The sequence below is a fragment of the Fervidobacterium pennivorans DSM 9078 genome (assembly GCF_000235405.2).
Taxonomy (GTDB): domain Bacteria; phylum Thermotogota; class Thermotogae; order Thermotogales; family Fervidobacteriaceae; genus Fervidobacterium; species Fervidobacterium pennivorans.
Map to the genome: position 1 here is coordinate 1,473,685 of NC_017095.1, position 20,221 is coordinate 1,493,905.

The following is a 20,221-nucleotide window of genomic DNA, read 5'->3' on the forward strand; positions in this document are numbered from 1 at the left end:
GTCTTACATATTGAATGCAAGGGTTATCTTCAGTCCGTATTTTGATTTCAGTTCTTCGTAATTTGAAATATTCTCGCTTAGGTTGTAAAAACCGCTTAGTTCAAATATGTAGTTATCAACTATCACATTAGTCTTACCATAGATACTGTGGTATAGCGTTCCACCCGACAATGAATACACTGGCACGTATGAAAAAATTATTTCGTTGAAAGGTGCTATTTTAGATATGGCTATGCCCAATGTGAATCTCAAATAATCAACCCCGATGTTACTGACACCAATCTTCACGCCAGTTTGATTTGTTACGGACTGGTTGAAGACCGCCTCCAAACTAGGTAAAGAGTTCTCTTGCTTTTCAGAATAGAGAACCAAGTTGTATACTGCAAAACTTAGAATTGAAGAATCCGACACCTTGATTAATCCGCCTGCGTCCAAACTCAACATTTTTGCATCGAGTGGAAGTATTTTGAACTTAATATTCAGCGCATAGAATTTTGAAATATCCACCAGTCTGTAATTGACAACACCAGTCGCATAGGTTGAATCCGTAGTGTAGCCAAGCTCTCCAAAAAGCGTCCGCTCTATTTGTCTCCAAAAAACTCCTAAATTCCAACTCGCATGTTCCTGCACTGTGACCGAAAACGCAAACGAGCTATTACCAGATAAGAAATAGACAGGATTTTCATTAAAGTACGAGTATCCAATAGATGCTAAAATTAGTAAAGACAAAACAACCACATTTTGGTAAAACTTACCCTTCTGAAGCTTGCTTTTCATACGCCTTCTTCACCTTCTCTCGAAACTCGTAAAAAGTTCCATTTTCTATGCTTTCACGCATCTTTTCTCCAAATTCCATCATGAAATGTATGTCGTGAATTGTTAAAAGTATCTGCCCCAATACTTCTTCTCTGTCAAACAGATGCCTTATGTATCCTTTTGAAAAATTACGACACGTGTAACATGTGCAGTTTTCATCTATGGGTGTTTTGTCGTATTTGTATCTAGCTGAGCGGATATTGAACTTTCCATTCCAGGTAACTGCTAGTCCATGCCGAGCAACTCGTGTTGGAAAGACACTGTCGAAGATATCAACACCACTCGCTACTAAGTCAACTAACAAATCTGGGGAACCACCTCCCATGAAATACCTAGGCTTATCTGGAGGCATTTTTGGACCTATAAACTCAACCATCTTTAACGTTACTTCGTGAGGTTCACCGACACTTAACCCACCTATAGCAAATCCATCGAAATCAAATTCGGTAATCTCTTTCAAACTCATCTCTCTGAGGTCTTCGTAAATAGCACCTTGGATTATGCCAAAAATCGCTTGATGAGAAATCCGTCTCAAATGTTCCAAACTTCGCTTAGCCCATTTTGTTGTAAGCTTAACAGACCTTTTTGCCTCATCGTATCCATCCTTTGGGTCAGCACAATAATCAAATGCCATAACAATATCAGAACCAAGGGTAGCTTGTATCTCCATCGATAACTCTGGTGTTATATAATGCTTTGAACCGTCTATCGGAGACATAATCCATACGCCATCGTCCGTAATCTTCTGACCCTTCTTGAGACTGAATACTTGAAAACCACCACTATCGGTTAAAATCGGTCTGTCCCAGTTCATGAAGTTGTGAAGCCCGCCAAATTCTCGGATGACATCTAATCCTGGTTTCAAATATAGGTGAAATGCATTCGAGAGAATTATTTGAACGTTGTTTTCTTTTAATATATGCGGGGTTACCAACTTCACATTTGCGTTCGTACCAACCGGCATGAATGTAGGTGTTTCAACAATACCATGTGGGAGGTGCATCCTCCCACGTCTTGCGTTACCAACAGTTTTTAAAACTTCAAATCTTAGTGAACCCATTTTCTTTTATCAACTCCTGTATTCTTTCGTAGTAAACTTTTGCTTCTCCCATAACTTCGTACATCTCATCAAGTACTTTGTTTTTGAATTCTTCATCTGTTATTGATTTAAGGTTGATTACTACATTGTACTCACCAATTTTACATGCAGCCCTTGCTAATTCCGCAGCACTGTACGCATCAGATACCGCATTTTGGTTACCCCATTTTGCAACAATTTCACTGTATTTTAGAATATCTCTTGCGCACTCAACGAGTTCAAAAGGTGTTTCAACAGCTTTTTTTAGGGCTTCTTGAATCTTTAATTCTCTCTCGGGGTCCTCTTTCGGTAACTTGTAAGCTTCCATAACTTTATCAAAAGCTTTGACATCTTCAGAAGCCAATCTCAGAGTCTTCTCAAGAACAAGCTCCATGTTTTCCAATACTTCTTGCATAAGCCCCTCGTAATTTTCGTATTTTTTCTTTCCGAGTGTAAGATTAGCAACCATTGAATTTAGTGCAGCTCCAAGTGCAGCAACAACAGCACCAACTGCTCCGCCACCAGGAACAGGGTTTTTTTCCTTCACTTTATTACAAAGTTCCTCAACTGTTAATTTTCTGATATCAATATCCATAGCCTTGCCCCCTCCTTTTTTGATAGTGACTGTAAAAACGACTTCTTCATACAAAAACATTATACCACAAAATGTACAATTGAAAAATCTAAAAAACGTGATACAATTCATTAGGGTGCCGTACTAAGCGGGGGGTTGGTGGTCCCCTGTAACCCGAAACCCACCTTAGCGGGGCTGAATTCCCCGACTGAGGCTGTCCGGGTTCGGTACCGGCACATCCGGTGGCAACGAAGGTTGGGTCCCACGCAACAACTGCCTACGAACCGGGTCAGGTCCGGAAGGAAGCAGCCCTAAGTAGGTAAGTGTGTGCCGTGGGGGTGCCCGGCTGGAGCCATGCAGGATGTGTACGGCCGGGTCTGGACAAGTCGAAGCGGGGTGTACGGCACCCTCTTTTATTTTATACCCCTAAGATTACTAACTTACCCGAGGGGAGCTGTAAGCCGGATTCTGTTTAGACAGGCATCTGTCTTTGCGGCCTACCCGGGGGAATATGGGCGGAGCCACCCGACCCCCTGCTTGGCCTTGCTCCGGATGGGGGTTGCCAAGCCGGTGCATCGCTGCACCGCTGGTGAGCTCTTACCTCACCTTTCCACCCTTGCCCTACAAAAGGGCGGTTTCCGTTTCTATGGCCCTATCCGTGGCTCGCGCCACCTGGCCGTTAGCCAGCATCCTGCCCACGGAGTCCGGACTTTCCTCAGGTCAGCCATGTGCGGCTGCCCGCGCCTGTCCGCTCCCCTCGGAACTTTTTATTATACTCATTTCTTCAAACCCGAATAATTATATATCGTCCTCATCAATAATTCAAGAAAAATGCTTTTTAGACTGCTTTAATAGTATTTTCTAGCGATATATTTTTCGTGATTGCTGGCTTTTCAACATCAAAAGGACTTTACCATCTCCCATAACTTATGTTAGAATAAAAACGCATTGTTCGTAATACGAATTATCTAAAATTTTTGATACAAGGGGCGTGTTCTTTAAATGGCTCGTGTTGATGTGTTGAACGAACGAATAGAATACTCCATTTTTCATTTAGCTTGGCCATTGATAATCTCAAATTCATTTCAAACTATTTACAACATTGTAGATTCTTACTTTCTTGGTAAACTTGGACCAATCCAATTCTCCGCGTCAACCGTCACTTGGCCTGTTATTTTCACATTCATTTCCCTCGCGATGGGTTTTTCACAGGCAGGCATAGCAATTGTCTCCCAATATGCTGGAAAAAAAGATGTCTTAGGTGTAAGGAAATCATCCGGTCAATTGTATTTAGTAACGATTATAACGGGGCTTCTATCTACAGTCTTGGGACTTGCCTTCACAAAACCTATTATTTACGGCATTGTCGGTTCTAAAAACCCTCAAGTTATTCCATACGCGATTAGCTATTATGTTGTTGACATAATAGGTCTGCCCCTTGTATTCATACTCAACACGACTACTTCCATTATGCGTGCGATAGGAGACTCACAATTCGGAATGCGCATGATACTTTACATGAACGTTATAAACATGATTTTCGACCCTCTTTTGATTTTCGGAATAGGTCCATTCCCCAGGCTTGGTGTTGCCGGAGCAGCATGGGCATCGAATATTGGCAGGCTCGTGGCAGCAGCAATTAGCGTTAATCACGTTTTTTCAGAAAGGGCTGTTGTAAGAATCGAGAGGAAAGATTTCAAACCCGAATGGAGGATGATATCTTTAATCTTGAAGCTTGGACTTCCCAGTGCAATAGGTATGTCAGTTACGTCTGCTGGTTTTGCGGTTATCATGAAATACGTAGCAATGTTTGGACCTGCAGTGATAAGTGCATACGGTATAGGTAACAGGGTTACTAACCTTGTATCAATGATTTCCTTCGGTTTAGCTGGAGCAGTATCAACCATGGTTGGACAATTCATAGGAGCAAGAAGATTCGAAGATGCTGAAAGGACGGTCAGAACCGCCTTCTTTTGGAACGTTATTATTATAGGTTTCCTTTCTGTCCTCACATTCGCTTACGGAAAGCAAGTAACGAAATTTTTTATCAACGACCCTGAAGTTATAAAAATGGGAGACATATTTTTTAAGTACATCTCATTCTCAATGCCGATATTCACATCCTACATGATATACAACAATGCACTCATAGGTGCAGGCAAGACCGTGCTAACAATGATAGGTGATATACTAAGGCTGTGGGGGATTAGAATTCCGATAATTGCCGTGCTTGCAACAACCATGGGATTCAAGGGGATTTTTGTTGGTATGATAATAAGCAATTTGATAGTCTTCTTTGTAACCTACGCCTTCTTCAAGTTCTCAAATTGGAAGAAAGCTGTTGTTTAAAAACTTTAAGGAGGTTAAAGAATGGAGAAAAAAACAATCGATAACGTAAAATACATATTCTTGGACTACGACGGGACTATTATAGAAAACGCAGAATCGGAGTTTTTGAAAGAATATTTCACTTTACTTTCGAAAAAATCCGGTATTGAATTTAACCAACTCTTGCAATTGGTTATGTCCTCTGTTGAAGAAACTATCAAAAATACCGCAAATGATAAGAACCTTTTTGAAAAGTTCACCATGGCGATTTCTCAAAGCTCGCGAAAATCCCCAGAGTATTGGATAAAGCTATTCTATGCTTTCTATGAAACCGAATTCGACCAGCTCTCAAGAATTGTGAAACCTAAGAAAGAACTAATCGAACTGATAAGCAAAACTGATAAAAAGTTGATATTCGCATCTAACCCGCTCTTCCCAAAGATTGCAACTTACAAACGTATAAAATTTGCAGGTTTAGAACCAGAAATGTTTTTGTATGTCGCCCATATGGAAAATAGCACGTATGCAAAGCCAAATCCAATGTTTTTCAAAGAGATAATGGCAAAACTAAATCTCTCACCAGACGAATGTGTGATGATAGGTGACACAGAATTTGACATGGCTTGCGAAAAGGTAGGAATCAAATTTATACATATCAATGAAACAGAAAAATGGAAGCAGGTCTTTTAATAACCCAACGAAAAAAGCCCTGAGGATTCCGCACCCTCAGGGCTTTTTAATCTATATTTGGTTTAATTCAAACAGATACAAGCACTAGATCAATCAGAATAACACCAACGCCAAGTAATCTATCGCAGAAGATACAATTAAGTGGTAGACTTCCCTTGGAATTTGGATGTTCAGTTCATCGTAAAGCTCATCCATAAGCTCCATGACTTCAGCTTTCTTTTTTTCTCCTTCACCAGGTCTTTCAACAAGGTACATGAAGAGCTTGAGAATGTCCCATACCCACTTCATCACACTCACCCACTATTTTTCAAACTCTTAGAGAATCAAATTAACCAAAATCTGCACATTGGTTTCCGTTAGCCTTGCTTCGTCTGGTTCAAATCCCTCCGGTATCACGCCGAGTTGCTTAAGTTGTTGCATGTCTTGTTCAAGTTCTGCAGGATTAATATTGTCAATAGGTTCTGGGATATTCAGCCTATAGGTCCTCGTTCGAGTTCCTTCGCTTTTCCTAAACATTAATGTGAGTCTTTTCATAATCCATCACCCACACTTTCGGTTGTGACAATTTGAGCGCTTTCACACATGTATTTTGAATATTTGTCAAGTATCGAAACAACCGTTTGCGCATTTTCTGGACTAAAAGCATCCGAAACTGTTATGTTCTGTCTTCTATAGATAGGTTCGTTGTTTTCATCAAACCCTACTACCCATCTCAAAACTAACCTCTTCATGAATACACCTCCACTCGCAAAAGTTGCATTTATATTTCTTTGCCTGCGCAGGCAATGAGATGTATCTACGTCAAATGGGCCGTTAACATGAAATTTACAAACAAAAAGCCCAGGTTTGTTAATCCCTGGGCTTTTGCATATACTCTGTTTATTTATTTTTTCTTCCATCCTTTAACTGCACTGTAGATTATCCAGACCAAAAATCCTATGGCTATGATAGGCACAAGTGCAGCCAAGAAAAGGGATGCGAGAACAAGTATTAATAGAAAAATAACAATACCTATTATCCAAACCAGCAATGGCGTCAAAAATGGAAGCATCGAAATCACTATTAACGCAACAACCAAAATACCTATGAGTGTGAATATCCACATGAGTTTTCCCTCTTTTCGTGAGAAATTACTTTAAATCCAACAGCTTGTAATCCGGCAGTCCGTTTCTGAATGGTGGATACGGCTCTCCCTGTATCAATGGTAGTGCGTATTTGAAGAACTTTTCTGTTACCATGAACTTGTCGAAATAATCTTTTGGGAGCATCCTTGTTTGTTCCGCAACCAAATTCAGAGGAACAGAAGAGTATCTAATTTCATACGGTTCATCCGAAACGCGCTCCATAGTAACCATAACACCGTAATTATCCTCCAAAGCATATCTAACGGCCATTCTTCCACACATCTCAGCTTCTTGGACGTCTGTCGCGCTTGCAATATGTCTCCCACTCCTTTGTAAATAATCTGGGATTGCCACGTGGGTTTTTAGTCCTAACTCAGACCTAACCATACCAGCAATCGTGAATCCAACACCTCCAAGTTGGCGATTACCAAAACTATCGGTGTATCCCATATCGGAGACAAAGAACCCGTCCGGATATTTCAAACCCTCCGCAACAGCGATAGCACAGTGACCTTTCCTGGAAACAATATTATCTACCGCAGAAATAAATTCATCTTTATTAAACGGCTCTTCTGGTAACAACACAATATCTGCACCGATACCGTTTACCCAACCTAAAGCTGCGGCAGCTGCTAACCAACCAGCATGTCTTCCCATGATTTCCATGACGAAAACCTGAGTAGAGTCCACATACATGCTTCTTAAATCAAGTGCAGCCTCCATCATAGCTATAGCAATATATTTCGCGGCTGAGCCGTATCCGGGACAATGGTCTGTATGTGGAAGGTCATTATCAATAGTCTTGGGGACTCCAACAACTTTCAATTCGTAACCTCTTTTTTGTGCTTCGGCCTGCAATCTCCAAGCGGTGTCCATAGAATCGTTGCCACCGTTGTAGAAGAAATATCTAATATCATTTTTCCTAAAAATCTCAAAAAGCTTCTCTATATCAGCATCACTTTTTAACTTCTTTCTACAAGAACCAAACGCACCTGCAGGTGTGTACCTCAAAAATTCTATGTCAAGCTCTGTTGCATCCAGAAATCTCTCCTTCAAAATACCCGTAACACCGTTAATTCCCACGTATATTTCCAAACCGTTCTTTCTTGCCTCATCTATAACACCATAGGCACTTGCGTTGATAACGCTTGTAACACCACCAGACTGTGCGTACAACGCCTTCATAAGCTACCCCTCCAATCTACATTTTCCACAACACACTTATCGATATTTTACCACAAAAGTCTCAAAGCAAAACAAAACCCCGGACTAGTTCCAAAACATAGTCCGGGGTTACAAATTTAAAGAGTTTTCAAAAACGCTAATTCAGTTTAACTTAGAAATTAACAACACCGGTTAGTATTAGCGTTGTTGCTCCCATTATGTTTTGCAAGTTTGTGTTTCTGATGGTCAATTTGACATCAGAAACATCATCAAATCTTCCCAAAACAACTGAAACTGCGTTGGTGGTTGATGACTTTTCGTAACCTATTCCGAATTTGTATTTGTCTACAGTGATTTGTCCATAAACCGTGTAATTTTTGGAGCCGAGCGTGTATGTGCCGTTAGCATATAGGCCAAACCCAAAAATTCCTGTTTGTCCTTCTGCGTAAAATTTGTTTCCATCAAAGTTTCCAGAAATCGCAAACTGTTCCGTTGAAAAACTCATAGCGACGTAATATGAGGAGTTAGCCAAGTTATACAGGCCTTCGACGGAAAGACCGAACGGCTTCTCTATATCGTATCTTGCTGCAACAGAATAACCGGTTGCGTAATAATCAGAAGCCGCCACGAGCGTTAAACAGTTGTATTCTAAACCACCGACCATCGGAAGTTTGTTGCTCGTGTAGCCCAATCCGAAGATGACAGAAACCTTTTCCATTACTTTATAACTGAAAACTAAGCCTGTATCCTTGGCTTTGGTTCCGGCGGGCAAATTCCAAGGTGTTTTGTAATGGAAACCAACATTAAGTTTATCGTTCTTTAGGTTAAACAAAGCGCTGTCGACAGTTGCTCCACCGTAAACCAAGGACACTGTGATGTCTGAATTTGGAACGAACATCAGTGTCAACTTAGTGGTTGGCGCACCTGTAAAAATCAAATATTTAGTCGCATCCAACTTAAACGAATAGGTGAACTCGTATTTCCCTTTTACCGGTAGTCCCCCTGCTTGCGATTCTACTCCTTCAATAGCAAGCTTTCCATCTTTTTCAACGAGTTTGAATACACCGTTCTTGCCACCAAATCCATCTGGCTCGTATGCTGGAGCGAGTGGGTCTTCTTCCCAGACATCGTTTCCACCAATCACAAAAACGAATTTATACTTATGCACACCTGGTTGTAGAGCAAGTGTTGTCACCCAATATCCATCGACAAGTTGCATCTTTTGTGCCCTTGGGTTCCATCCGTTGAACGAACCTGCAAGATAAGCTTCTTGAGCATTCTCTTTTTTTACTGCAAAAACAACCTTACCATCAACGATAGACAATCCCGGTGTGACCTTTCCTACCGTTGCTGCAGGCTTCTTTTCTTCCACTTTAGATCCTTCTTGCTTTCCTTCCTTAACTGCTGTTGCTGGTGCCTTTACAACAAGTTTTCCACCTTCGCGTGCAACTTCGATAACTGCATTCAGTCCACCAAAACCATCATCGGTATATGCGAACGCATTTGGGTCGGGTATCCAATTACCGTCAACAACGAATTTGTATTCGTATACGCCAGGTTGAAGTTCCAATACTGCTTCCCACCATCCATCCTCGATAAAATAAAGCGGAGTATCGTCTGCTTTCCAATTGTTGAAAGAACCAGCAATGTAAGGTTGTTTTGCGTCTTTGTTGTAGTAACGGATAATCACATAACCATCAGCATCGACAAATATCGTGTTTTCTCTTTTTTCATTCAGTATATACTTCTTTCCGCCTTGCTGAGTTTGTGCTTGAGTTGTTCCTTCCGGAGCTACTATCTTGCCATCATCTGTAAGTGTGAAGATTCCGTTCTTGCCACCAAACCCATCATCCACATAGGCTGGGGCTTCCGGGTCTTCTTTCCAGGTCTTGCCATCGATAACAAACTTGTACTGGTAGGTTCCAGGTTTTAATTCCGCTTCGTAGGTCCAAACCCCATCAACTAACTTCATCGCCCATGCTATTGGACTCCAGTTATTAAATGTACCTGCCAGATAAACAACGTTAGCTTGAGCTTTAAATGTGAATATAACCTTTCCGTCTTTGTAAGTAACACCTGCAAACGACAATGTTGAAAGTAGAACAATTAAAGTAACAACAAACAGTGCCTTTTTCAAGTTTGAAAATATCGAAAGCTTCATCAACCGCACCTCCTAATCCTCACTTTTTATTTCTTTCCAAAAATTACCACCAAGCGTTGATTTTAAACGCAACAACAGGTTTGAATGGATTATCCCCTGCAAAATCTCCATTCCCAATTTGAATTGCAAAATCTGCGTTCTGGAAACCAGTGAACTTAAGTTCTCCAAAGAAAAAGTCCTTTTCTTCGTAGTAACCAATTATCTTTTGATACTTGGCAAATAAGTTTATATTTCCAAACGAACGGCCAAGTTCTACGTAATAAACTTCTCCGATTGTATTAACTACATTGTGTGCAGGTTTTCCGAACGAATAAGCAAATTTTCCCGAGAAGTTCATGAAGCTGAACGTAGTTCCAAGGCTTACATTAAATTTTCCCCACTCCGTCGGCATTGCTCCTGTAACATCAGCAAAACCTGTCTTTTTAAGGTTGACGAATGCACCACCATAGTTTATATCCATACCAACCTCAGTGTTTTTTAACACATCATCGGAAAACTTTTCAAAGCAGAAATTCGTATTCATATATGTGTTAAACGCAGGTTGTGAACCGAATTTGTACCATGCACTCACGATGTTTTGGTTGCTTATATATTGAGGACTGAGTGCCAAGTTTGTATTCGTAGCACCAGCAAGCAAGTATCTAACACCCCAGTTGTAGTTACCTTCGGCGACAGAAACCATTCCAACGGAGTTCTTTATATCGAAATTTTTCACGTCTTGTAATACAAACTCATAGTTGACATTTAACCCAGAAACTTTCAAAAACCCGTACAAAGCTGTATCGAACTTTTCATCGCGTTTACCAAATAGTAAGTTTGTGTTCATAAAAGGAATCTTCATATCAGCATACATCACTACGTCAGAGAAAACGACCTTGAAATGACTTGTCTGAATTTCTACACCGTCTTTCCCACTGTCATATTTATATAGAACTAATGGGTCTGAGGCCTTTATGAAACCAGTGTTTTTGTAAAGGTTTACTTTGGCACCTTCAATCGTGAACGTTAGCCTTGCTGATTCCAGATTCGAACCATTTAAACTTGCTGAAAAATCGAAATCTTTTCCAAGAGCGGAAGGGTTCATTCTAAACTCCGTAGAGAATGATGTTCCAACATTTTCGGCTGAAAAATCATATGCAACAGAAAAATTTGTAGAAAAACTTGTTTGCAAGGCGAATAAATTGTTTGAAGCTATAATCAATATCAGTAACGAAACAAAAAAAATCTTGCACATTAAACTCTTCACGCTATCATCACCTCACAAAGGTAATTCTTTTAGTAATTTACAGCTACTTCTTCGTGTAAGTTACCGCAAGGATAGAGAACTTAGGATTATACGTAAACTTCAAATCATACGTTCCATCCTCTGGTAACGAAAAGGAAGCGTCTTGTCCCATCCCTGCATCGTATTTCTTTCCATCGTAGTTCATTTCCCAAGGTTTCCACTCGTTATCTGTTCTTGAGAGTTTGTATTTGTACTCCTTTTTTTGACCCGCGAAATTCTTCACTTCGTAAACAAAGACCTTGTTCGTATCATCCCAAGTCATTACTCCTTGGGTCAGATTCCAATTATTAATTTCTCCACCTATTGACCAGTTCTTTTGAGCTGTCTTCATCTTCTCACTATCACCAACCCCAACAGCTAAACCATTAACCATAGCTGTTGGTGTGGCATAAATCGTAAGCTTTGTATCACTTCCAAGGTTTTCTTTCCAAACAGGAATTGCGGAAGAAACCTTTGTAACTCCACTTTGCCTGTAAATTACCTTATAGTAACCTATCAAAAACTGTGGTCCGCCACGGCTCGGATTGAAAGTTATCGAAGCAACTGGTAATTCAAAAACATAAGCGTCCTCTGAGGTGCTGGGTGTCATTTTGTCACCTTCCGTTGGCACCCAGTTGTTCCACTCACCTACAACGTAAATGCCATCTGGAAGCTGAAGGTTCAGGAGCTTCATACAACTTGAAACGGTTCCAAGGATAAATAAAATTAAAACGGGTACGAAAATGAAGGATATGCTTCTAAAACCAGACAATTTTTTCAAAGAGATCACCTCCGAAAAGATAAAAAGATGAGTAATCGCTTAGTTTAAGTATAGAAAACTCATAAAAGAAGGGGCTTGCGCCCCTTCTTTTTGGCAATTTAACGATATTAACATTAGTGTTCCGGACTATAAGTAATCATACTCTTTAACACCAGTGGGGCTTGATATCCACTATCACCCGACACAGGTGTTGCTTCTTGTTCTGGCAAGAAATCTGCGGCCCACTGGACTGTTCCATTATCACTGGTACCCCCTGTCAGGACAAACGCTGCTTTCACTGTAAGCTCTGTCGAAGCTTTAGTTATACCAAATATTTCAAGTGGGATCGCAAACTCTGCTTTAATGTGTTCACCTGCATTAAAGGCTTTTGAAACACTGTCAGTGATCTTCACAAATCCGTCTGGTGTCACTTTCCAAGCTTCGAAACCATTATCCCAAGCTTCAATTACAAGGTCGATGTCACCGTTTTCAACCGCATACATCCTGTTTTCCCATTCATGTTGAGCTGTATTCGTCGCACCTTCTACTCCTGAGATATCCACAATAACCATGAAATTGTTGTAACCTTCTTTCGTATACTCTCCACCAATGTAAAGTTGTGTTGCATCAAAGCAAATACCAGCAGCGTAAAGCTCGTTTGCTGAACCCCATTTGGAATCTGTTGCTAAATCCGTAACAAGGAGTGTTCCCCATTCGGTAAGTGCTCCATCAACAGTTATCGTCTTTCCAATAGGTTGCGGTTGTGGTTGTGGTTGTTCAACACAACTGGTAACAACTAAAGCCATCAATACCGCAATAAACAACCAAAGTACCTTTTTCATACTCCATACCTCCCCTTTCTGAAGTGTTTTTACAAATCTTCAAGGTTACCAACGCCGCAAATCTTTCCCAAAATCGTATTATACACCTTTCCAATGAAAAAAGTTCCAAGTTGGAACATTTCCACGGAATGTTGCACAACCTTTCGTTAGTTTTTCACAAATACATAAACTTGTCTTGGATTAACTGTCCAGTTAGTATCGTTTGTTAATGGACTTTCACTCTTTGGCCCGAATTCAAACATTGAACCGTTGAAGAACGCATACCACACCCATCTGTAACCTGCAGGCACAGTATAGTTATTGGACCATGTTGGGTCAAGATTGATAAGGACAAGCACTTCTTGTGTTCCATACACCCGTTTAATCACATATAAATTCTTCCAATCTCTTTCTATTGTCAATGAACCTTTTGCCAATGCCGGATAGCTCGCCCTCAAGTTAATAAATTGTTTGAAGAAATTCAGTATACTATAACCTGTTTGTTCTTCTTCCACCGATACTCCATCGTTTGGGTCATCATACATCGCTCCGTCTACATTCGCATTCCCAAAGGTTATGTTTTTCTGTTGATATATAGGCTTAGTCCACCATGTTTGTCCTGCACTCTGTTGATTGGCATACCATTGCATCGGCTCTCTCACTGGTAAATCCCAAGGGTCACTGTTCCATTTCCATCCCCTTAAGCCAATCTCGTCACCATAGTAAATTACTGGCATTCCATTAAGTGAGAGTAGTAAAGCATTCGTCAACAGATATTGTCTTATCCCCGCTTGCGTGTCACCTGAATATTTTTGGTCTATCAATACAGAAATCCATCTGTTCAAATCGTGGCTATCGATAAACGGGAAGTGTTTTACGTTAAGATAATACGTTGCTCCGTTGACCCAGGAGATTGTCTCTCCAAGCAAATTGTCTTTTCCTTCGTGATTTCCAGTGATTCCATACATGAACGTGAAATTGAATGCTGGCATTGGAGCAAACTGAGAGAGCACAGATGGATTTCCATCGTATACCTCACCAACCACTATCGCATCGTTCCCAAGCTTACTTCTGATATAACTTTCTATCTGCTTTGCATAGTATGCAGACCCTGCTATGTCATCATTCCAATCCCAACCTTTATAATGCTTTGGTGCGTCAAGCCTGAATCCATCAACACCAACCGTTATCCAAAAATCGACTATCCTCTTTATCTCTTCCATTACCGCGGGGTTATCGAAATTCAAATCTGGCATCGACGAATCAAACAACCCAAAGTAATAAACTTTTTGACCTTTAGAGTTTATCTTCCAGTGCCAGTGGTCCCATCCGTCTCTATTTTCCAATGTCATGATGTAATAATTCCAATATTTCGAATTCGTTGTATTTTCAACCGCATCGAGGAACCACGGATGGGTATCGGAAGTGTGGTTAACGACTAAGTCCATAACTACCCTGATGCCGTTTTGGTTGAGCACCTTTATCATGTTCTCAAGGTCTACAAATGTACCATAGTCTGGTTCTACACCGTAGTAATCTTCGACATCGTAACCATGGTATGATTTGGCTTTGTTGAAAGGAAGGAACCAAACTGTGTCAACACCCAGGGATTTAAGATAGTCTATCTTTTGAGAAACCCCCTTAAAATCACCTATTCCATCACCATTTGAATCGTAGAATGAGCGTATGAAAAGAGTGTACATTGTTGAAGATGTCAATGGTACGTTAATTGACGTGATATTGACGTTTGATTTGTCAATGTATTCTATCTTGCTTTCCTTTCCATTAACAACCGCACGGACACCAATTTTTTGCACATTCCAAAAATCTACCCCAAGGAGTTCTTGTGTACTTGAGTGTGAAGTTGTTATGTCCCAAAGAGAAAGGTTGTTGTTTTTATCCAAAAAATAAACGTAAAATTTCGCGTTAGCTATCGACGAAGGATAAGACCAATTTATCGTTAATTCGTTCGTATCAACATTGTAGATAGCACCAGTAATTGTAGGAGCGAGTGCCCCGAATTTGTATGTAATCTGCGGATGACCTTCTGCTGGGTCAAAGAAAATCCTAAATCCATCTAAAACACTTGTAAGTCCAGGTTTTATTTCAACACTTACAGCTATTTCGTCCAGATTGTTACTCCATTCTTCTGAAGTTGCCTTATTCTTCAGCCTTGCAGAAATACCAACAGAATACACTCTTGGATAGCAGTCAATAGAGATACTTAATCTTGTAGCTTGTGGTGTTATCTGGAAATTCTCATCTTTGATAACATTACCTGAGCTGTCTTTTAGAAGAGCTCTTAATTCCTGAACATCATACATAACCAACAATTCATCATCTAAATCTACAAAGACTGCAAGATAACCATTTACAAATTTTGTATCTATGGAAATTGTGTAACTTTGCCCTGGTTGGAGGGTTTGTGTTTTTTCACCTGTAAAGACCAAGCTGTTGTCGTTTCGTTTTCCATTTACAACGAATTTGTAGGTACCACCTCTTGGTAATTCAAATGAAAATGATATATCTTTATTTTTGTTCACACTCTGCTTAAGAACTTCCGTGTTCGCCGAATCGTAAACAATCAACTCGACACTCGATACTTCGTCGATGTATGCATTAAGACCATGTTTTATGTCCTTCGTTTCTACCGATTTGGGAATATTAACATTTATCGAAATTTGTATCTTGCCAGCCGTTTTCAAAGGAGAACATGCTGAAAGACTAAGAACAATAATTAAGACAATCAACACTCCAAAAGATAATAAGTCAAGCTTGTTGATTCTGAGCACGCTAACTCAACCTCCCTGGCAATTTATAAGTTTTACCATTTTGTTATTTTATCATCTTATCAAACCATAATTTCAAGCTCTTGGAACTTTTTCCAAAAAAAAAAAAGAAAAGCCCCTTGTTGCCATTTCTGACAACAAGGGGATTATCATCTAGCACTGACTTTTTTATTTTATTTTACCTTCATGCACTAAATAACAAGCAACGTAGTGACCAGGTGCAACTTCTTTCAGTTCCGGGTGCGGGTCCGTTTTACACCTGTCAACTCTAAATGGACATCTGTCATAGAATCTGCATATTGGTGGTGGGTCAATTGGTGCACTTATATTTCCAATGATATTCGGCTCATTCCTTTTGTATTCTGGGTCTGGCACAGGAACAGCGTCCATTAAAGCTCGTGTGTATGGGTGCATAGGATGATGTAATAATTCTTCAGTTTCGGCAAGTTCGACAATCTTTCCAAGGTACATAACCGCTATCCTGTTAACCATGTATCTTGCAACCGCAAGGTCGTGTGTTATGTATAGGTAACTCATTCCATGAATTTGTTGTAATTCCATCATTAGCTCCATAACTGCTGTTCTGACAGAAACATCCAACATCGATGTTGGTTCGTCTGCGACGATGAGTTTAGGATTCAAAACGAGTGCCCTTGCGATAGCAACTCTTTGTCTTTGACCACCGGAAAGTTCATGAGGATATCTCCACAAAAAGCTGTCAGGTGGTGTAAGACCAACTTCCTGGAGTAGTTGTGAGACTTTCTCTTCTCTGTCTTCAAGTGTTCCAACGTTATGTATATTTAGTGGTTCTGCTATTATGTCGAATATAGTCATCCTTGGGTTTAGAGATTCGTATGGGTCTTGGAATATCATTTGAACCATCGCATGGTATTCCATCCGTTCATATTCATCGATGTTTTTGCCAAGTACTTTTATCGTCCCATCCGTTGGTGTTTCCAATCTTACAACCATCCTACCAGTCGTTGTTTTTCCACAACCAGATTCACCAACAAGTCCCAGCGACTCGCCTTCCAAAATTTCGAACGATACGTCATCTACTGCATGGACAAAATGTTTTGCCCTGGAAAAGAGTGCTCTTTCGGCCGGAAAGTATTTCTTCAAATTCTTTATTTCAAGTAGTACATTTTTATTTTCTAAACGCATCTCTTCTCACCTCTTCAGTCAGTGGGTGCCAGCATGCTACATAGTGTCCTTTTTCAACCTCTTTGTATTCCGGCTCATCGGTTCGGCACTTATCCGTTGCCCATGGACATCTTGGTGCGAATCGACATCCTGTAGGCGGATTGAGCAAGTTTGGTGGCTCTCCAGGTATTGTAAATAGCTTTTTCTTCTCACCAACGTGGCTCGGGAATGCATTCATAAGCAAGAACGTGTACGGATGCATCGGACGTTTGAAGACAGTTGTTGCATCTGCTTGTTCAACAAACTTTCCTGCATACATTACAGCAATTTTATCGCTTACTTCTGCAATAACTGCAATATCATGAGAAATGTAAATCATCGCCATGTTCAGTTCTTTTTGAATTTTCTTCAATTCTCGTAATATCTTGTCCTGAACGATAACATCCAAAGCTGTTGTTGGTTCGTCTGCAATTATAACCTTGGGGTTACAAGATAGCGACAGTGCGATAACTGCCCTTTGTTTCATACCACCACTGTATTGGTGAGGGTATTGGTCCATACGTTTTGGGTCGAGCGTTACTAATTCAAAAAGCTTTGCAACTTTCGCTCTTGCTTCGTCGATAGGCGTATCTGGATAGTGGTTGAGTATAGCTTCAACGATTTGGTCACCGACTCTGTACACTGGGTTTAGCGAATTCATTGCAGCTTGGAAAACCATTGAAATACCTTTCCATCTATAGTGGCGCATTTCTTCTTCTGATAAGCTAACGAGGTCGACCATCTTTCCATTATCATTGAACCATACATGTCCACCCTTAAATTCTGCGTTTTCTGGTAGTATCCTTAACAATGTCATTGAAACTGACGTTTTACCACAACCAGATTCACCGACTATACCTAGACTTTCTCCGGCTTCTAACTCAAACGATATCCCATCAACGGCTTTTACATAGCCCATTTTTGTTTTGTAATGCATCTTTAAGTCTTCAACTTTCAACACTGCCACAACAATCACCTCTTTCTAAGTCTTGGGTTGACTATTTCTTCAAGTCCCCTACCGAGGAAGTAGAAGGCAGAACAAAGAAGCGTGATAGCTCCACCGGCTGGAACCCACATCCACCAGTAAGCGCCGATGTTACCAGAGCCAAGGTAACCAGAACTCCAAACAGTATTTATCATCAATCCCCAAGACATCCTTACTTTCATTAATCCAAAGAAGCTAAGAACCGCTTCTGAAAAGACTGCACCTGTGACATTGAACATCATATACAGGAACGAAAGAGGCATGACATTCGGGATTATGTGGTTGAATATGATGTACCCATGGCTACCTCCTGAAACTCTCGCTGCATCTATGTAAGGTTTGACCTTAATTGTAAGTGCTTGAGCTTTCAAAACAAGCGTAATGCCTCCAAAACCACCGAGTAAACCAAGTATGACTGCAAGCTTAAATAAATTCATCGTCATGAAACCAGAGAGGACTATCAAGAACGCTGTTGATGGGAAGAGCATCATCAAGTCGGCTATGCGCATGAATATAACATCAACAACTCCACCATAGTAAGCTGCCGCAGTACCAATTATCGTACCAATTACAACCGTAATGAGTGCTGCAAGCACACCAAGAACAAATTCACTTGGAGTACTTACCATTAGTTGCACCAATACATCCCTTCCAACAGGGTCCGTTCCGAGCCAATGCCATCTGTTTGGTGGAAGCGGATGAGCAACACCAATTTTATTGGTAATAGACAGCCTATTGAATAACTCAACAAGCTTTGTCTCAGCAAATTTCTTATCCCACTCTACTTTTTTTGGTTGCATTTTTGCAACCGTTTCAGAAGAAATCTTGTCCCAAAGAGTGGTGTCCTCAAGATGCATCTTATGTTCTTCTATCATCCTCAGGTATATTTCTTCGTTGATATCTCCTTGACCAATCAAAAAGTTCACTGCTTCAATAGGCTCTTTATTTTCGTAGTTTTTCAGTTTTTCAACTATATCTAACCGTTTGAAATCATCCAGCTGTGAATTCTCTATGTTGGAAATAACTTTTTGTAGTTTATTCGTTCCTCCAAAGGCGTAGCCCATAAGAGATGCAACTGGGTCAGATAATACCTTTACAACCTGACTACCAAGTGTTTCGTAACTCTCAGGAACGTTAGTATCGTTCAGAAGTATTGCCATCATTGACCTTGCCATTGCTATATCTTTGAATATCTTGTTCAACTCATAGACATATGATTTATGAGTTTCTTCGGAGTATTTTCTTATATCATTCTCAAGTTTCGCTCTTGTTTCGGGACCGATATCGACAGAAACTTTTGCTAGTTCAAAACCGGCGTATGCTTCCAAGAATTTTTCCACATTCTTGTAAGAAACTTCAACGCCAGCTTCCTTCATTTCTTCTTCGACTGTTGTAAGCGTTGCCTTAGCCTTTTTCAAAGCAGGTTCAAGTATTTCTTTTCTTGAAAGATCAGAAAGCTTACCCTTTGCAATGTCTACAAGATGCTTAAATTTGGATGCGTTTAGTTTCTCGGTTATTTCTTTATCTTCGTATCCTACTACTAACAGTTCCTGAATCAACGGAAAAACGGCTGCGTTAACCAAATCTGAAATACTAACAATATCGTTGTTCACTATTTCTGAAAATTGTGAGTCCGAAGTTACAAAAAGTTGCTGTCCAGTGCTTTCGGACACTAAAGTCTTAGCAACTTCTAGCACTTTATTTTCAGCTTCCTCAACTTGCTCTTGTGGATACTCGGCGGATAATTTTGTATTGAAATCCTCAACAACTTCCGACTTATCTCTGTTCAAACTCCTAAACCATAGCATTATTCTTGAGACTTCATCTGAATCTTTGTAAGGAGACAAAGCAATTGCCAATGTTATGTAATCAACTTTTTGGAGCAATTCTGAGAAATTCTGGAAAGAGAATTTATCCCTGTTTCCTATATCTTTAACGCTGACCAGCGCAGAGAATTTAATTATACCTCTCTCAACAAGCTCTGAAATGCTATTTTGGAAGTACATTCTCTCTTTAAGAGGGATATAACTATCAGCTATTGTATCAAGCAAGTGTCTAAGAGCATCTGGTGCGTAAGTCGACATAATTTCATATTGTGAGTTTCTCACTAAGTTTTCCATAGACGATTTGAAAGCTTCTCCTTTGTCCATAAACGAGTAAACCCAAATCTGAGCTGTTGGAACTTCGATTCCCTTAATTAAGTTCTGAGTTGATAAGTAGTCAGTGATGTACTTACTGGAAAGTATCCTTGGATCAAGACCTGTGACAGGATCGTAGATGTTCGGATCAAGGATGTTGAGAACAATTGGTGATAGTGCTCCAAATATACCAAAAGCTATGATGACCCAAAGCCCAAACATTCCCATTTTGCTCTCTTTGAAGAGTGCCCAGTTCTTTTTGAAATTTTTAATAAAAAGCTTAAACTTTATCTTCAATATCGATTCTTTAAGTTCAGTGTTTTTAGTTTGTGCCATCTGCTATCACC

General features: G+C 40.2%; 18 protein-coding genes and 2 other RNA genes. 3 read left to right on the forward strand and 17 right to left on the reverse strand.

The genetic code is table 11. The annotated features are described in order from the left end of the window. Nucleotides 1-3: 3 nt before the first annotated feature. From FERPE_RS07070 to FERPE_RS07080, 3 genes are read right to left on the reverse strand one after another with little or no spacing between them, the layout of a single operon-like run. Entirely contained in the window at nt 4-777 is a 774-nt protein-coding gene (locus tag FERPE_RS07070) for a hypothetical protein (protein ID WP_014451949.1), read from the reverse strand. Continuing rightward, entirely contained in the window at nt 752-1,876 is a 1,125-nt protein-coding gene (gene tgt, locus FERPE_RS07075; RefSeq protein WP_014451950.1) for a tRNA guanosine(34) transglycosylase Tgt, read from the reverse strand. Before tgt ends, FERPE_RS07070 begins: the two co-directional genes overlap by 26 nt. Continuing rightward, nucleotides 1,857-2,489, reverse strand: coding sequence for a cyclodeaminase/cyclohydrolase family protein (locus tag FERPE_RS07080; RefSeq protein ID WP_014451951.1), 633 nt, complete (start codon nt 2,487-2,489; stop codon nt 1,857-1,859). The genes tgt and FERPE_RS07080 overlap by 20 nt, the downstream gene beginning before the upstream one ends. A 118-nt stretch (nt 2,490-2,607) precedes the next feature. On the opposite strand from FERPE_RS07080, the gene ffs reads away from it, so the two are divergent. Further along, an RNA gene (ffs, locus tag FERPE_RS10395) (signal recognition particle sRNA large type) lies at nt 2,608-2,872 on the forward strand. A 37-nt stretch (nt 2,873-2,909) separates the two neighbouring features. On the opposite strand, the gene rnpB is transcribed toward ffs, so the two are convergent. Beyond that, nucleotides 2,910-3,228, reverse strand: an RNA gene (rnpB, locus tag FERPE_RS10295) — RNase P RNA component class A. A 242-nt stretch (nt 3,229-3,470) separates the two neighbouring features. Between rnpB and FERPE_RS07085 the strand changes: the two genes are divergently transcribed. Beyond that, nucleotides 3,471-4,817 carry an MATE family efflux transporter gene (locus tag FERPE_RS07085; RefSeq protein WP_014451952.1) on the forward strand — a complete coding sequence of 449 codons (1,347 nt, stop codon included), beginning with the start codon at nt 3,471-3,473 and terminating at the stop codon, nt 4,815-4,817. A 21-nt stretch (nt 4,818-4,838) separates the two neighbouring features. Beyond that, a complete protein-coding gene (locus FERPE_RS07090) occupies nt 4,839-5,486 on the forward strand; it encodes an HAD family hydrolase (protein ID WP_014451953.1) in 648 nt (215 codons plus the stop codon). A gap of 93 nt (nt 5,487-5,579) precedes the next feature. On the opposite strand, the gene FERPE_RS07095 is transcribed toward FERPE_RS07090, so the two are convergent. The 13 genes from FERPE_RS07095 to FERPE_RS07155 all read right to left on the reverse strand — a co-directional run bounded on the left by FERPE_RS07095 (nt 5,580) and on the right by FERPE_RS07155 (nt 20,210). Continuing rightward, nucleotides 5,580-5,774 (reverse strand): hypothetical protein, encoded by a 195-nt coding sequence (locus FERPE_RS07095; protein WP_014451954.1) that lies wholly within the window; start codon nt 5,772-5,774, stop codon nt 5,580-5,582. Between the two features lie 27 nt (nt 5,775-5,801). Further along, nucleotides 5,802-6,020, reverse strand: coding sequence for a DUF2922 domain-containing protein (locus FERPE_RS07100; RefSeq protein WP_014451955.1), 219 nt, complete (start codon nt 6,018-6,020; stop codon nt 5,802-5,804). Further along, nucleotides 6,017-6,217, reverse strand: a complete 201-nt coding sequence (locus FERPE_RS07105) for a DUF1659 domain-containing protein (protein WP_014451956.1) — start codon at nt 6,215-6,217, stop codon at nt 6,017-6,019. Before FERPE_RS07105 ends, FERPE_RS07100 begins: the two co-directional genes overlap by 4 nt. A gap of 152 nt (nt 6,218-6,369) precedes the next feature. Continuing rightward, nucleotides 6,370-6,591 (reverse strand): hypothetical protein, encoded by a 222-nt coding sequence (locus FERPE_RS07110; protein ID WP_014451957.1) that lies wholly within the window; start codon nt 6,589-6,591, stop codon nt 6,370-6,372. Between the two features lie 25 nt (nt 6,592-6,616). Then, on the reverse strand, nt 6,617-7,795 hold the full coding sequence (locus FERPE_RS07115) for a 6-phosphofructokinase (RefSeq protein WP_014451958.1): 1,179 nt from the start codon (nt 7,793-7,795) through the stop codon (nt 6,617-6,619). A gap of 151 nt (nt 7,796-7,946) precedes the next feature. After that, the gene (locus tag FERPE_RS07120; RefSeq protein WP_014451959.1) at nt 7,947-9,935 is read right to left on the reverse strand and encodes an early set domain-containing protein; all 1,989 of its coding nucleotides are present in this window, start codon (nt 9,933-9,935) and stop codon (nt 7,947-7,949) included. Nucleotides 9,936-9,978: 43 nt separating this feature from the next. Beyond that, nucleotides 9,979-11,181, reverse strand: a complete 1,203-nt coding sequence (locus FERPE_RS07125; protein ID WP_014451960.1) for a hypothetical protein — start codon at nt 11,179-11,181, stop codon at nt 9,979-9,981. A gap of 43 nt (nt 11,182-11,224) precedes the next feature. Next, on the reverse strand, nt 11,225-11,980 hold the full coding sequence (locus FERPE_RS07130; RefSeq protein WP_014451961.1) for a hypothetical protein: 756 nt from the start codon (nt 11,978-11,980) through the stop codon (nt 11,225-11,227). A 113-nt stretch (nt 11,981-12,093) separates the two neighbouring features. Beyond that, nucleotides 12,094-12,801 carry a hypothetical protein gene (locus FERPE_RS07135; RefSeq protein WP_014451962.1) on the reverse strand — a complete coding sequence of 236 codons (708 nt, stop codon included), beginning with the start codon at nt 12,799-12,801 and terminating at the stop codon, nt 12,094-12,096. A 146-nt stretch (nt 12,802-12,947) separates the two neighbouring features. Then, nucleotides 12,948-15,572, reverse strand: a complete 2,625-nt coding sequence (locus tag FERPE_RS07140) for an alpha-amylase family glycosyl hydrolase (RefSeq protein ID WP_014451963.1) — start codon at nt 15,570-15,572, stop codon at nt 12,948-12,950. Between the two features lie 165 nt (nt 15,573-15,737). Continuing rightward, nucleotides 15,738-16,733, reverse strand: a complete 996-nt coding sequence (locus FERPE_RS07145) for an ABC transporter ATP-binding protein (protein ID WP_014451964.1) — start codon at nt 16,731-16,733, stop codon at nt 15,738-15,740. After that, nucleotides 16,717-17,718, reverse strand: coding sequence for an ABC transporter ATP-binding protein (locus FERPE_RS07150; RefSeq protein WP_014451965.1), 1,002 nt, complete (start codon nt 17,716-17,718; stop codon nt 16,717-16,719). Before FERPE_RS07150 ends, FERPE_RS07145 begins: the two co-directional genes overlap by 17 nt. A 5-nt stretch (nt 17,719-17,723) precedes the next feature. Beyond that, complete coding sequence (locus tag FERPE_RS07155; RefSeq protein ID WP_014451966.1) at nt 17,724-20,210, reverse strand: ABC transporter permease; 2,487 nt, start codon at nt 20,208-20,210, stop codon at nt 17,724-17,726. Nucleotides 20,211-20,221: the final 11 nt, after the last annotated feature.

What these genes read in the sequence shown, in the direction of transcription:
- FERPE_RS07070 (WP_014451949.1), bottom strand. Translation starts at nt 777, where the DNA reads ATGAAAAGCAAGCTTCAGAAGGGTAAGTTTTACCAAAATGTGGTTGTT.
- tgt (WP_014451950.1), bottom strand. Translation starts at nt 1,876, where the DNA reads ATGGGTTCACTAAGATTTGAAGTTTTAAAAACTGTTGGTAACGCAAGA.
- FERPE_RS07080 (WP_014451951.1), bottom strand. Translation starts at nt 2,489, where the DNA reads ATGGATATTGATATCAGAAAATTAACAGTTGAGGAACTTTGTAATAAA.
- FERPE_RS07085 (WP_014451952.1), top strand. Translation starts at nt 3,471, where the DNA reads ATGGCTCGTGTTGATGTGTTGAACGAACGAATAGAATACTCCATTTTT.
- FERPE_RS07090 (WP_014451953.1), top strand. Translation starts at nt 4,839, where the DNA reads ATGGAGAAAAAAACAATCGATAACGTAAAATACATATTCTTGGACTAC.
- FERPE_RS07095 (WP_014451954.1), bottom strand. Translation starts at nt 5,774, where the DNA reads ATGAAGTGGGTATGGGACATTCTCAAGCTCTTCATGTACCTTGTTGAA.
- FERPE_RS07100 (WP_014451955.1), bottom strand. Translation starts at nt 6,020, where the DNA reads ATGAAAAGACTCACATTAATGTTTAGGAAAAGCGAAGGAACTCGAACG.
- FERPE_RS07105 (WP_014451956.1), bottom strand. Translation starts at nt 6,217, where the DNA reads ATGAAGAGGTTAGTTTTGAGATGGGTAGTAGGGTTTGATGAAAACAAC.
- FERPE_RS07110 (WP_014451957.1), bottom strand. Translation starts at nt 6,591, where the DNA reads ATGTGGATATTCACACTCATAGGTATTTTGGTTGTTGCGTTAATAGTG.
- FERPE_RS07115 (WP_014451958.1), bottom strand. Translation starts at nt 7,795, where the DNA reads ATGAAGGCGTTGTACGCACAGTCTGGTGGTGTTACAAGCGTTATCAAC.
- FERPE_RS07120 (WP_014451959.1), bottom strand. Translation starts at nt 9,935, where the DNA reads ATGAAGCTTTCGATATTTTCAAACTTGAAAAAGGCACTGTTTGTTGTT.
- FERPE_RS07135 (WP_014451962.1), bottom strand. Translation starts at nt 12,801, where the DNA reads ATGAAAAAGGTACTTTGGTTGTTTATTGCGGTATTGATGGCTTTAGTT.
- FERPE_RS07145 (WP_014451964.1), bottom strand. Translation starts at nt 16,733, where the DNA reads ATGCGTTTAGAAAATAAAAATGTACTACTTGAAATAAAGAATTTGAAG.
- FERPE_RS07155 (WP_014451966.1), bottom strand. Translation starts at nt 20,210, where the DNA reads ATGGCACAAACTAAAAACACTGAACTTAAAGAATCGATATTGAAGATA.